Origin of the sequence: Marivirga tractuosa, assembly GCF_042140215.1 — a bacterium.
In the GTDB taxonomy this organism is placed as follows: Bacteria; Bacteroidota; Bacteroidia; order Cytophagales; family Cyclobacteriaceae; genus Marivirga; species Marivirga tractuosa_A.
Window position 1 is genome coordinate 2,026,535 of record NZ_CP159478.1, and the last position, 13,345, is coordinate 2,039,879.

Below are 13,345 nucleotides of genomic sequence, written 5' to 3' on the forward strand. Positions count from 1 at the left end.
CATTTGTTTTGTGGAATGAACAATTTTTATTGCTAACGAAACGATTTAGCAGAGATTGGATGAGAGATTATTTTTTTACTATTAATTTTCTTGTGGCTAATCCTTCATCTTTTATGGATAGAGTATAAAAGTAAACACCTGGGTTAAGATCTTCAGTGTTTATATTTAATTTATTTTGATCAGGACTTAATTCATAAGTACTTACAATGCTTCCTAATACGTTTTGAAGTGTTATTTTAGCTTCAGACTCATAAGAAGATATTTTATATTCCATTATAGCATTCTTTACTGCAGGATTTGGAAAAAAGCTATTTACAACGATATCACCTTTTTCGAAAAATATATCTTTAGTGTTTTTTTCAGTTACTTTTAATGATATTTCTTTCTTCACTGTATTGTCTATATTCAAATCTATAAATTCTAAATAAGCAGTAGAGTTGAAATTAGAGAGTCCACCATTAAGCATGATTTTTATTTCGTTTGAAATACTATTTGCTGGGAGCTTAATGATTATTGGTTGATTTTTTTTGCTACAATTATCATCATAACAAATTACGAACGTTGTTCCACCTTGAATCTTATCAATATTTTGTTTGATGCGTATAGATTTTTCAGTGTTACTAAAATTTTGAATTTTAAACGTTTTTGTAGTAGTTTTTTGAAAGCTTGTAATAATTTCATCGTCTAAATCTTTAACCAATATATCCTGTGACCACAAAGTAGTGGTAAAGATTATTGAAAATAATAGGGTTAAAAATACTTTCATTAGACTTTAGTAATTTGACTAGTAAAAATAGGATTTAATTATTATAAAGTCTAATGATTTACTAAAAAAATAAAGTCTAAATGTAATAAATTATTACATCTGGCGTTCAGCGAAATTTAGTTTTCTTTTTCAAGTTTCGTTTCATCTGGTAACACAGGTTCTTCTTTTTCAGAAACTACTTTTTCGGTAGGGGTATATTTGCCTAAAACATCTATCATTTCAGGTTTTTTTTCGATTTGCCATTTAAAATCTTTCAGTCTAGTTTCTGGTTCAGCTATTTCATGGGGAGGTATAAACCTACCTTCAGGATCAGTATAGAAAGTAATATCATTCATTTCGCCATTTAGAAATTGAATTTTCATTGAGCTACACAAAACTTTATTCATTCCTATTAATTCTAAGGTTTCTTCATCTACTGCAAAATAGATACTTTCTCCATTTCCTTCCACCAATATTTTATCCATTTGATCATTCTTCAGATAGGCGGTCATATTTCGGCCTTTAATCTGATTATAGTTTTTTACAGTATCTTGATTTATGGTAAAAGCCTTATTTCTCATGTTTAATTTATCCATCTTTCCATTTTTGATTTCCATGGAGATAGTATCAGCAACAATTTGATTTCCTTCATTCCATAAAATAGGGTCATTATAAAAGAAAATCATGGAATCTTGCATGATATAGGCCATAGAATCGGAAACTCCCTGCATATCAGATTTGTAAATTTTAACATTATTATATGCTAATAATCTACTAAGTGAATCATATTCTGAATCAATTGAAATTAATGTATCAGCTGTAAGGTATAGCGTATCGTTATCCACCGCCTGTTTTAGTACAGGGTTTCCCCAAATTTTGGTAATCCCTTCCTCTTTTTTAGTAGCAGCCTCGTCACCCAAAATAATGATGTCATTTTCTTCTGAAATAACTTTTACATTTCCTTTTGCTTTAGATTCTTGAGTTAAATCGTCAAAGTAGAGATCATCTCCAAATATTTCATATGATTCTGTAGTGATCTTACCTAAAGTATATTGTGCATTTTTTTTATCTGTGTAAAATTTACCTCCCTTTTTTGCATCAACCACTTCGCCATTTTTCATAATAGTTTTTGTTGGTCCATATGTGGTAGCGATTTTAGTGGTTCTATGATAAAAAAGTGTATCTGTTAATAATTGATATTCGGGGTTCGTCAAATCAACATCCTTGTAGAATTTGATTAGGTCTTCTGCATTTACAACAAATCCCTCATCAGCAATCAAAGTAGTTTCATCATCCACTAGTTTTCCTCCGTTGAAAAAATGACCGTCTTCAGATGTCATAAAGTAGTCTAGATAATTTGTGGTCATACGCATGTCTCCGTCATCATAAACCACGTCATTTCTTAGTTCCGCTTTATTTTCGTCAATATAATAATTCAGTCTTTTAGAGGTGATGTCAATGGTGTCATTCTTAGTGATCACTACATCTCCAAAAACAATCATAATCCCTTTTTTGTCATAATAAAGTGCAGAATCACCTTTTATTCTTACATTTTCCTTTTCAATATCGAACCAGACTTTTTCAACCAATCGGGTAAAACTATCTTTTCCTTTATTGATTGTTTCGGAATATCCTTCGGAGCCATATTTCACGCCATTTTTCTGTGCATTGACACTGAATGATAAGATTAGAAAGAAACAAAGGATTAAAATTCGTTGGAAGTTCATACATTTACTTTTGATTGCTTTTTAATAGCAAATTCTGTGCAAATCTAAGTAATTTCATAAAGAAATATGTTAAGCGCGTCATTTTTAGAATTTATTAAATCAGAAAACCTTTTTGAGAAGAACGAACATTTGCTATTAGCAATTAGTGGTGGGGTTGATTCTGTTGTTTTAGCGCACTTATTAAGCCAAAATAATTTCCGTTTTTCATTGGCGCATATGAATTTTCAATTACGAGGAGAAGATTCCAATAAAGATGAAGAATTTGTTAGGGAATTGGCAACCCAATTAGGTGTCACAGTTTTTGTCAAGAAAGTTGAGATAAACAAAGATTCTGGTTCTACACAAATTCAGGCCAGAAATTTGCGCTATACATGGTTCAATGAATTAATGGCTAAACATTCATTTGATAAGCTTCTGACTGCACACCATGCCAATGACTTATTAGAAACAGCACTCTTGAATTTAAGCAGAGGGACGGGTATAAAAGGATTGAGAAGTATTTTACCAATACAGAACGGAATAGCAAGACCTTTACTTTTTGCGGAGAAGTCCGATTTGCTGTACTTTGCAAAAGAAAATTCAATCATTTGGAGAGAAGATAGCTCAAATGCATCTGAAAATTATAGCAGAAATAAAATTAGGCATCATATAATGCCTCAATTATTGGAGCTCAATCCCAATTTGTTGTCTGGTTTTCAACAAACAGTTTTACGGCTTCGTGCAACTGAATTAGCATGGGAAGAGAAATTAGGGGGAATTTCTAAAAAGTATTTCACTTTTAAAGATCAAGTTGTTGAAATAGATAAATCAATATTAAGCATACCATATGCAGTAGTTTACTTTTCGGAATTATTGTCAACTTATGGTTTTGGTTTATCGCAATTGCAATCATTTGATTTTAATAGAGTGGGTGCTCAATTATTTAGCCCAACTTGCGTTTTAAGCATTGATAGGAACAATATTTTGCTTTCTAAAATAAGTGATGATGAGCATTTTAAATTCTTTTCGAAGAAAATTGAGATTGAAGAGAAAAAAGTAGAAACACCTTTTGGAACTTTGAAACTAAAATTAATAAATAATAATAAAGAGATGTGTTTTGATGAAAATCAAAATGTAGCATTTATTGCTTCCGAAAGTTTGAAAGAGCCTATTGAAATTGATTTGTGGAAAGAAGGCGATAAAATTCAACCGATAGGAATGAAGGGTAAGAAAAAAATTAGTGATATATTGATTGATCAAAAGATTCCTTTACCCGATAAAAAACGAGTAATGGTTTTAAAGTCAGGTGGAGAAATTGTTTGGGTTATTGGACATAAATTTTCCGACCCATTTAAAGTTAAAAAAGACACTACAAAAATTTTACGAATAGAATATGAAGGTTCTTAATCCATTTAAAAAGACATATGACCATAAGCAAATGGTGCTTTTTAAGTTTTTGAAGGAGATCAAACTTTTCGAACAGTTGAGCTTCGAACAACTATCTCACTTTATACCTTTCATGCATATGAGGGTTTATAAAAAGGATGAGGTTGTTTTTTTTCGAGACGATCCAAGCCATGCATTATATTTAACGCAAAGGGGAGAAATATCATTGACTATTGACATTCAAGATAGATTTGAAAGTTTGGGTATATTAACAGAGAATAAATCCTTTGGAGATAATGCCTTAATTCCTGATGCAAGAAGAATTTATAATGCCGTAGTGGCTTCTGAAAAAGCTCAAATTTACGTAATTCCCCAAATTAATATTTTTGAAATATTTGATCATTATCCTAAAATTAAAGCGAAAGTATTAGAGTCTTATACACAGCAACAAAATGATTATATGGCTCGTTTATTTTCAACTTATAAGACCAATTTCGGCTTTTTCGATTTAGGTCATGTATATGGGAAAATGTAAATAACTTTTTATCAATTTATGCTATTCTAGCCTGTGAAACACTTCAGGAATCTCCAAAAGAATAGCATTATTTTTTGTACTTTTGTGAGCGAAATTAAGATTGTTTAACTTATAAAATAAATAAAATGAAAGTTACCGTAGTAGGAGCTGGTGCAGTGGGTGCAAGTTGTGCCGAATACATTGCCATCAAAAATTTTGCAGAGGAAGTAGTATTGGTTGATATTAAAGAAGGTTTTGCTGAAGGCAAAGCCATGGATTTAATGCAATGCGCTTCATTAAATGGATTCGATACTAAAATCACTGGAGTTACAAATGACTATAGCAAAACAGCTGATAGTGATGTAGCTGTAATCACTTCCGGTATCCCAAGAAAACCAGGGATGACTAGAGAAGAATTGATTTCAACCAATGCTGGAATCGTGAAACAAGTAGCTGAAAATTTAATTAAGAATTCACCAAATGTGACCATCATTGTGGTTTCTAATCCAATGGATACTATGGCTTATTTGGCTCACAAAGCAACTAGTTTACCAAAAAACAAAATCATTGGTATGGGTGGAGCTTTAGATTCAGCTCGTTTCAAATATAGATTGGCTGAAGCCTTAGGATGTCCTGCTTCTGATGTTGACGGAATGGTAATCGGTGGTCATAGTGATACTGGAATGATTCCTTTGACAAGATTGGCAACTAGAAATAGTGTACCGGTTTCTAAATTCATTTCTAACGATAAATTAGAAAACGTAAAAGAAGAAACTAAAGTAGGTGGAGCTACCTTGACCAAATTATTAGGAACTTCTGCTTGGTATGCACCAGGTGCTGCAGTTTCTGCAATGGTTCATGCTATCGCAAATGATTCTAAGAAAATGTTCCCTTGCTCATGTTTATTAGATGGGGAATATGGATTGAAAGACATTTCTATAGGTGTTCCAGCCATCATTGGTAGAAATGGAATTGAAGAAATTGTTGAAATTGAATTAGATGATGCTGAAAAAGCAAAATTGAATGAAAGTGCTGAAGCAGTAAGAAAAACTAATGGTTTATTGTAAGAAGTAATTTGATTTAAGATATATTGAAAGCATCTGTTTTTGTGGCAGATGCTTTTTTTATTTAATAGCTTAATCACTCCTCTGAATTAATACTTCAGATTATAAGATGTTTTTAACTTTAAATTTCTGTGATATTCAGTTTAATTTCTCGCAGTCTTTTGAACTGAACTTCAAATTAGATAACAAACTTATTCTCTTTGCGAAAACTTTGCGTCTCTGCGGCTTTGCGAGACCTTTTTAGCGTCAAGGACGTCTGCGGACGTTTAATTTATAGTAGTGAAAAGTTTGAGTGAAAACACCCCAAACGGGGAAAGCAAATATTTATAACGATTACCGAATTGATAAAAATAGTTTATTATGCCTGAACAACAACCCAATAATCCACTTCATGGGATAACACTTAAAGCTATTTTAGAGCATTTAGTAGAAGTTTATGGCTGGGAGGAATTAGGGGAAAGAATTAAAATTAACAGTTTTAATCATGACCCTTCCATAAATTCAAGCTTGACTTTTTTAAGGAAAACACCTTGGGCCAGAGAAAAAGTTGAACGGCTTTATGTCAAAAGTTTGAAGAAATAGATGTTCAGAAATTCTTCAATATTTTATGAATTTTAAAGGTAAATTATCATTTTTGAATAGGAACTATTGTATTCAAAATGATGTCATTTTCGCCAAAACCTATTTTATCCTTTCTAGTAATACTATTTTGCATATTTAATCTTCAAGCCCAAAATGTCTGGATCAATGAATTTCATTATGATAATACAAGTACAGATGAGGGAGAATTTGTTGAAGTTGTAATTGAAGATACCAGCTCTTATGATTTAGATTTATTTACTTTAAACTTTTATAATGGGAATGGTGGTGAATCATACGAATCTCATTCTTTAGCTACATTTACCGAAGGAAACACAGAAAATGGATTCACATTTTATTCTAAAGATATATCAGGAATACAAAATGGACCAGATGGATTATCATTAGATTATAATGGCACTTTAATTCTATTTATAAGCTATGGTGGTTCTTTTAGTGGAGTAGGTGAACCAGCAGATGGAGTTGATTCAGAAGATGTGGGTTTTGAAGAAACTGGTACAACACCAATAGGATACTCTATACAATTATCTGGAAGTGGAACAACTTATACAGATTTTGCATGGCAAAGTCCTACTGAAGCTACTCAAGGAAGTTTGAATGCAGTTCAAACTTTTGGAACTGCCTGTACTTCTCCTACTACGCAAGCAAGTTTTTCTACACCCTCTTCTGCTGAAATAGATGATAATCAAATCACCTTAAATTGGACTAGTGGAGATGGTGATGGAGTTGTAATTTTGGCAAAAGAAAATAGTGCTGTAAATGAAACTCCTCAAAATGGTATTCGCTATACTTCTGATGCAAATTTTAGCAGTGGGTCCGCTGATGAAATAGGATCAGGCAATTTTGTGGTTTATGATGGTAATGCTTCTTCAGTTCAAATTTCTGGACTGACCCAAGGCACTGAATATCATTTTGCTATTTTTGAATATCATACTAATGACCAATGCTACTTAGCCAACAGTGAAACGATTGTAATAACGACTACTAATTCTTTTGATGATGATAGTGAAATTAATGTTCCCATAACTCAAATTCCTTCCACTGATATTTCTTCCTTGGTCAATACTAAAGAAGATGCAGTAGAGGTTTTCAGATTTGATGTTTCCGATCAAGGCAGTGGTGATGGAGAACCTACTTTGCTCAATACTATTAAAATTGAAAAAAGTACCGAAAATGAAGTGGAAGATTGGTCATCAGTTATTAAAGGAGCAAAATTAAATGATGGTGCTGCTGACTTGAGCATTACAAATTTATCCATCAATCCAGATAATATTGAGTTTGACCTTACAGCAAATGAGTATGCTGTTGCAGATGGATCTACAGAAACATTAACTCTTGCTATATGGTTGAATGAAACTCAAACAGATGGAGAAACCTTAGGCTTTGAAATCCCTAAAAATCATAGTTTTGGAGCTGATGTAGACGGTTCATCTTTTGTTAATCCCATTTCATTACCCATTACCTCAAATAGATCTTATATAAATGTGGTTGCCACTCAATTAAGTGTAACCAGTGATTATCAGGAATATTTCATAGAGGATAATTTTAGTATTTTGGTTTCAGCATTAGATTCTCATGATAATATTGACCTATCTGTTCGGACAGTAAATATTTCTGCAAATGGATCAGGAACCTTATCAGGAATTTTACAAAAAGATTTAATTGACGGGGAAACGAAATTTGATAAACTAAATTATGATGTTTCAGAAGAAGTTATTTTAACAGTTGATGATGGAACTTTGAGTGAGCAGAAAAAGATTAATTTCATTAAACCTCAAATCAATATTGATAGCATTGGTTTTAAATCTGATTTTGGAATCATTTCTTTTCCTAATCAATCTGATTATCAGTCTTATCAACTTTTGGCAAATAGTTTAAAAGACACTTTATTTATTAAAGCTCCTGAAGGTTTTCAAATTTCATTGAATTCTGAATTTACTAATCAAAATGATAGTCTTATTATTTTAAGGGACAACGCTATTCAGGAAGAAATTTTTGTTAGATTTTCACCTGATAACTCTTTAGGAGAATCTTATACAGGTAATATTTTGCATATCAGTCAAGCTGCTGATACTGCCTATTTAGCTATATACGGACAAGAGGGAACTTTGAATCTATCCACCATAGCAGTTGCAAGAAATAAATCAATAGGAGATAGAGTAAGAGTTCAAGGAGTAGTAATTGGAGGAGAGAATTATTTCGAATCTCAAAGGATAATTCAAGATGAAACTGCGGGAATAGCAATTGAGGGACTTAATTCTGCTAGTCTAAATTTTGGAGACAGTATAGAGGTTGAAGGTATTTTGAAAAAGGAATCCGATTGGTTAACCATTCTTCCTGAAAAGGAAATCAGTATACTTTCATCTGATTCTATAGTGATTGAACCTACTTTAAAATCTATCGCTGAGATTAATAAATCTGTGGAATCACAGCTAGTAAGAATTGAGAACTTAGATATTTTAGGTGAAGGCTCATTTACCGAGGGGGAGTATTTTTTAAAAGATGAAAATTCTGACTCTTTAATGCTCAAATTAAATAAAGAAAATCATCCTTTGGTAGGAATTGAAATCCCATATGGGAAAGTTAATGTGAACGGTTTTATCGGCACTAATAATGATACATTTCAAATTTACCCAGAATTTACTCAAGATTTAGAAATCATACCAAGAGACACAATATTGACAATAGACGTGCCTAAAGATGGTTTAAGTTTTAGTAATATCCTTTTTGATGAATATTCAGCACCTCAATCTTATAGCATTCAAGCCGAAAATTTATCAGAAAACCTCAGTATTTCAATAGGTGAGAATTTTGATATCAGTTTGCTGGAAAACTCCAATTTCACAAATGATTTAGAACTGCCAATTAATGAAAGAGGGGATATACCAGAAATTAAAGTTTATGTTCGCTTTACACCTATTGCTGCAAGGGGAGGTGAGATTTCAGGAAAGATAGTTCATGTTTCTGGAGGAGAAGAGCACACAATAGCACTGAAAGGTGTTGAAGAAATAATTACTTCAAATGATTCTGAACTTAACAGAAAATTTTTGATTTACCCGAATCCTGTTGAATCTGACCTTAAGATCGAGGTGTTAACACTAGAAGGGTATCAATATCAATTAATGGAATTGAGTGGTGAAGTAATACTTGAAGGAGAACTGAATTACAGTAAGGTATTGAGGATTAATGATTTACAAAAGGGTGTTTTTCTATTGAAGATTTTTAATGATAATAACTCATATCAACAACGAATAATCAAAAAATAAAAAAGCCAACTTTGGAGTTGGCTTAATACTAAAATTCTTGAGGAGGATTATATTTTCTAAAATGCCCATTCATTTGAATTAATTCTTTGGATCTTTGAATGTCTCTTAATTTAGGTAACAATACCTTCAAATGGTTTAAAACAAATCGCTGTCGTTGTCTTTCTTCAGTTAATTGTATCAGTTCATATTCAGCTTCAGTGGAGAGTCCTATTTGATGAGCAATGTCAAAAACCTGAAAATCCATGGAAAGTTGTCTATTATCCACCTCTACTAAATCATACATTTCCTGAACAGCTTCATAGATTTCCTCTTTTAGTAATATATCACCATTATTTTTATTAGGGATTTCTTCAATTGCTCCAATGGCATATTTTTTATCTTGATATGGATTTTCCATATCCAATACTTTTACAATTCTCTTTCCCCTAGTTTTGATATCATAACGTCCATCATCATATTCTTTGGTGACTTCACGGATTTCCATTTCAGTTCCGTATTCAACTCTATTTTTCACATATGATGGGATTGCAAAAGTGGTACTTTCCTTGATACAATCAGATACAAGCTCCTTGTAGCGTGGCTCAAATACATGAAGATTTAAATTTTGATACGGAAATGCCACTAAATTCAATGGGAAAAGTGGTATTGTTCGATTCATTTTGGTATTTGGTGTTGGTACATGTACTTATAAGGATTGTTTAATTTTTAGGTTTCATTTGTAAACAAAATAAAATTATTTCCATAGAAAAAGACAATTTATTATCTAAATAATAAAATATTTATGTTATTCTTATGTTATTGAAATGTATTTGGTAGTAAGTTCTCCTGATGATTTTTGAAGTATTTACAGTCAATAAATAAATTTAGATGAAGTAAAAGATTTTATTAATAACTTGATCTTAAGTTCTAAGATTCCGTATTAACAATTGTTTTATCTTTTAATTCTTTTACAAAAGAAATAAAAGTGTCAAGATCCTTTTGATTTGTAGCCAAACCTACGGAAACTCTTATGGCACCTCTCATTTTTTCTAAAGAATCACGTAAATCCTTAACGTTGTCCTTATTTACGCTTGTATAGCAATCGCTCAATTCATCAATTGTTAAATGATAATTTATTTCATCTATACCTGGATTGCAAAAGCAACCTGTTCGAACTGATATTTTTTTAGAATTGGCAATCTCTTCAATTTTCTCGAACCAAATTTTGGATCCATCAGGGTTATGGAAATTCATGATAATAGTTCCTCCACAATTTTCTCGCTTATCTGGCCCATAAATATTCAATTGATTTGTACCATTTGAGTGTTTTAATGATTTTAAATTTTTGTGGAGGTATTTCATTAGCGAATCAACACGGTCGTTTATTCTATTCATGCCAATATCTTGAATATACTCAAGGCCTGTTTTTACTGCGGGTATTCCTAAATAGTTGATTGTACCATTTTCAAATCGTTCGTGATTATCAATCAGAAAGAAGAAGGGAGTCTGAGCTGAGGATAACCTTACCGTACCACCAGCAAACCATTTCTTTTGAAGTTTTTCAAAGGATGATTTCTTTACTAGTAAACAACCAATCCCTGTAGGAAAACCAAATATTTTATAAAATGATGCGGTAACATAATCTGGTTTATAGTTACTTAAATCTAAAACTGATGTGGGAACAAATGCCGCTGCATCTAGCAGGACATCCCAGCCAAGTTCTTGGGCTATCTTAATATAATTTAAGTCATGCTTTACTCCTGAGACGTTGGATTGAGCAGGATAGGCTAATAATTTGTTATCACCTTTTGATTTCGTTAGTTTCTCTAATAATGCTTCATCGGAAATAGAAAGGTCATCGAAGTTTATTGGGAAGAATTCGTGTGATCCGCCATTTCTAGTACAATATTCTCTTATTCCGATAACTGAATTGTGGTTGTCTACACAATGGAGGAAATGTCCGTTTTTCTCGAATGGGTAACTTTCACCAACAATCTGCAAAGCCATGGATGCATTTTGTGTGAAAATGCAATAATAGTCAGAGGCATTAAAGAATTTAAGAACCGATTCTCGCGCTTCTTCTACTAATGCTGTGGAGATTTTAGAGGTGGGATTGGTTGAATGTGGATTTCCAAAAGTATGTTCACTAAGCATTTTAAAATGCTGTTCCAGCTGAGATTTTGAGTACAAATTCCCACCTGTGTAATCAAGGTAAACATGCTTTTCCTTGTCTAATCTATCATACTCTTTTTGCCGAAGTTGATTAAAGAATTCATCGTGGGATAATTCTTGAATCTCATGCTCGCCTTTTTTTGACTTTGACAGTGATTTCATTATAATAATTGGTATAATTATACTATTAGTTGAGTACTCATATCTGTACACAGACTGTTGTTAATAATTATGGCAATCTAGATGATTTTTATTTTTTATAAAAATATTTTCGGTTACAATTGTACTTTTTGGTGGTTGAGTAAGCTACTTTTATTTTTCTTCAATATCGGGTAAGTTAAACTGTCCGAAAGCACTTTCTTCTTGCATCAATTCCTCAATTTCACTACTTTTTCTTGGCGCATCATCTGACAGCAATTCTATCCCATCTTTTTTAATTAAATAATCATCTTCTATCCTTACTGGAATGTCCCACCATTTTTCATCGCAAGGACTACCTTCTGGAATGTAAATGCCAGGTTCTATTGTGATGACCATATTTTCTTCCAGTGTACCATATTCTCCTAAGTCATGCACATCAAGCCCAATATGATGGCAACATCCATGTGGGTAGTATCGATGCCTACCAGTGGCTGGATCAATTAAATCTTCTTCATTCAGACTCTTTACTATACCCAATTCCAACAAACCTTTATTAATTACAGCCAGTGTTGTATCAAAAACAGCTGAAAAGGGTACACCAGCTTTGGCTACGGACATACCAGCCTCCTGTGCTTCATAAACCAAATCATAAATTGCTTTTTGTTCTTTTGTAAATTTACCATTTACTGGAATAGTTCTAGTAACATCTGCGGTATAACCATGATATTCAGCACCTAAATCCATCAAAATTAATTCTCCATCCTCAATTTCTGGTTTATAATTGTCAATATAATGCAATACACAACCATTATGACCTGCACCTACAATGCTTGGATAACCTTCATACTCAGCCTTGTATTTTTTATAAATAAACTCATGCATTCCTTGTACTTCCAATTCAGACATGCCAGGCTTCATAGCACGCATAACTTCCGCTTGACCTAAGGCTGAAATCTTTACTGCTTTTCTCAGTAAATCCAATTCTTCTTTGGTTTTGATGCCGCGCATTGGGCGTAACAATTCATCTAAGAGTGTGGTGTTTAAATTATTCTCCTGCGGCTCAGGTGTGATGTCTAAATTACTATCATCAGGATAATTTACCTTTTTCTTAAATTGAGAAATTAAATCATATAAATCTCCTTCTTCTTGTGTTTCCCTAACATCATTCTCGAAATCATAAAATAAAACTTGATAGAATTTTGAAAAATCGATTGGGAAAGATTCGAAATCTGGTGTTTCAAAAGCTACCTCTAGTTTTAGGTCATTCACCGCTTCTGCAGTACTAATTCTACCCCCATCATATAACTCAGCCAAAGCATTTCTACCCCTTACAAATATGATTTCATTCATGACTTTACCATTTATGTTTTGCTCTTCTGAAAAGATCATAAGCAATCCATGTGGTTGTCGGTGACCAGTCAGATAATAAAAATTAGGATCTTGATGGTATTTGAAATTCACATCATTGGCACGGTTGCGAATAGGGTTTGAAAAGAAAACAGCAACTGAATTTCCTGGCATTTTATTTCTTAAAATCTCCCTTCTTTCTTTATGAAAGTCACTTGATAAAAAGTCTTGTGGTTTTTGACCCTGACCAAAAACTGCAGTTGAAATAAAAATTGATATTAAAAGTGTGTGTACGATTTTCATAATTTAGATTTTTTGGAATTTAGGAAAATATTAAACTACATATATGAAATTTTATATTAGTGGTTAAATAATCTAAAAAATTAGGATTTTATTTCTTTATTAAATAATTAAATTCAAAATAT

At 32.3% G+C, this 13,345-nt stretch carries 10 protein-coding genes; 5 read left to right on the forward strand and 5 right to left on the reverse strand.

Translation table 11 applies throughout. The features are described from left to right. Nucleotides 1-67 precede the first annotated feature (67 nt). Together ABWH96_RS09255 and ABWH96_RS09260 are read right to left on the reverse strand one after the other, a co-directional pair. On the reverse strand, nucleotides 68-766 hold the full coding sequence (locus ABWH96_RS09255) for a T9SS type A sorting domain-containing protein (protein WP_375581172.1): 699 nt from the start codon (nucleotides 764-766) through the stop codon (nucleotides 68-70). Nucleotides 767-882: 116 nt separating this feature from the next. Further along, entirely contained in the window at nucleotides 883-2,472 is a 1,590-nt protein-coding gene (locus ABWH96_RS09260; protein WP_375581173.1) for an OstA-like protein, read from the reverse strand. 66 nt (nucleotides 2,473-2,538) lie between these two features. Between ABWH96_RS09260 and tilS the strand changes: the two genes are divergently transcribed. The 5 genes from tilS to ABWH96_RS09285 all read left to right on the forward strand — a co-directional run bounded on the left by tilS (nucleotide 2,539) and on the right by ABWH96_RS09285 (nucleotide 9,281). Continuing rightward, nucleotides 2,539-3,858 carry a tRNA lysidine(34) synthetase TilS gene (gene tilS, locus ABWH96_RS09265; RefSeq protein WP_375581174.1) on the forward strand — a complete coding sequence of 440 codons (1,320 nt, stop codon included), beginning with the start codon at nucleotides 2,539-2,541 and terminating at the stop codon, nucleotides 3,856-3,858. Further along, entirely contained in the window at nucleotides 3,845-4,372 is a 528-nt protein-coding gene (locus ABWH96_RS09270; protein ID WP_375581175.1) for a Crp/Fnr family transcriptional regulator, read from the forward strand. Before tilS ends, ABWH96_RS09270 begins: the two co-directional genes overlap by 14 nt. A gap of 125 nt (nucleotides 4,373-4,497) precedes the next feature. Next, on the forward strand, nucleotides 4,498-5,418 hold the full coding sequence (gene mdh, locus ABWH96_RS09275) for a malate dehydrogenase (RefSeq protein WP_375581176.1): 921 nt from the start codon (nucleotides 4,498-4,500) through the stop codon (nucleotides 5,416-5,418). 357 nt (nucleotides 5,419-5,775) lie between these two features. After that, the gene (locus tag ABWH96_RS09280) at nucleotides 5,776-5,997 is read left to right on the forward strand and encodes a VF530 family DNA-binding protein (RefSeq protein WP_375581177.1); all 222 of its coding nucleotides are present in this window, start codon (nucleotides 5,776-5,778) and stop codon (nucleotides 5,995-5,997) included. A gap of 77 nt (nucleotides 5,998-6,074) precedes the next feature. Next, complete coding sequence (locus ABWH96_RS09285) at nucleotides 6,075-9,281, forward strand: T9SS type A sorting domain-containing protein (protein WP_375581178.1); 3,207 nt, start codon at nucleotides 6,075-6,077, stop codon at nucleotides 9,279-9,281. 28 nt (nucleotides 9,282-9,309) lie between these two features. Here ABWH96_RS09285 and ABWH96_RS09290 read toward each other — a convergent pair whose 3' ends face one another. From ABWH96_RS09290 to ABWH96_RS09300, 3 genes are all read right to left on the reverse strand, one after another. Continuing rightward, nucleotides 9,310-9,939 carry an LON peptidase substrate-binding domain-containing protein gene (locus ABWH96_RS09290; protein ID WP_375581179.1) on the reverse strand — a complete coding sequence of 210 codons (630 nt, stop codon included), beginning with the start codon at nucleotides 9,937-9,939 and terminating at the stop codon, nucleotides 9,310-9,312. 248 nt (nucleotides 9,940-10,187) lie between these two features. After that, the gene (locus ABWH96_RS09295) at nucleotides 10,188-11,594 is read right to left on the reverse strand and encodes an aminotransferase class V-fold PLP-dependent enzyme (RefSeq protein WP_375581180.1); all 1,407 of its coding nucleotides are present in this window, start codon (nucleotides 11,592-11,594) and stop codon (nucleotides 10,188-10,190) included. 150 nt (nucleotides 11,595-11,744) lie between these two features. Next, on the reverse strand, nucleotides 11,745-13,223 hold the full coding sequence (locus ABWH96_RS09300) for an aminopeptidase P family protein (protein WP_375581181.1): 1,479 nt from the start codon (nucleotides 13,221-13,223) through the stop codon (nucleotides 11,745-11,747). Between the last annotated feature and the right edge of the window lie 122 nt (nucleotides 13,224-13,345).

Excerpts from the sequence above, each read along its gene's own strand:
- ABWH96_RS09255 (WP_375581172.1), bottom strand. The coding sequence starts at position 766 with ATGAAAGTATTTTTAACCCTATTATTTTCAATAATCTTTACCACTACT.
- ABWH96_RS09260 (WP_375581173.1), bottom strand. The coding sequence starts at position 2,472 with ATGAACTTCCAACGAATTTTAATCCTTTGTTTCTTTCTAATCTTATCA.
- tilS (WP_375581174.1), top strand. The coding sequence starts at position 2,539 with ATGTTAAGCGCGTCATTTTTAGAATTTATTAAATCAGAAAACCTTTTT.
- ABWH96_RS09270 (WP_375581175.1), top strand. The coding sequence starts at position 3,845 with ATGAAGGTTCTTAATCCATTTAAAAAGACATATGACCATAAGCAAATG.
- mdh (WP_375581176.1), top strand. The coding sequence starts at position 4,498 with ATGAAAGTTACCGTAGTAGGAGCTGGTGCAGTGGGTGCAAGTTGTGCC.
- ABWH96_RS09280 (WP_375581177.1), top strand. The coding sequence starts at position 5,776 with ATGCCTGAACAACAACCCAATAATCCACTTCATGGGATAACACTTAAA.
- ABWH96_RS09285 (WP_375581178.1), top strand. The coding sequence starts at position 6,075 with ATGATGTCATTTTCGCCAAAACCTATTTTATCCTTTCTAGTAATACTA.
- ABWH96_RS09290 (WP_375581179.1), bottom strand. The coding sequence starts at position 9,939 with ATGAATCGAACAATACCACTTTTCCCATTGAATTTAGTGGCATTTCCG.
- ABWH96_RS09295 (WP_375581180.1), bottom strand. The coding sequence starts at position 11,594 with ATGAAATCACTGTCAAAGTCAAAAAAAGGCGAGCATGAGATTCAAGAA.
- ABWH96_RS09300 (WP_375581181.1), bottom strand. The coding sequence starts at position 13,223 with ATGAAAATCGTACACACACTTTTAATATCAATTTTTATTTCAACTGCA.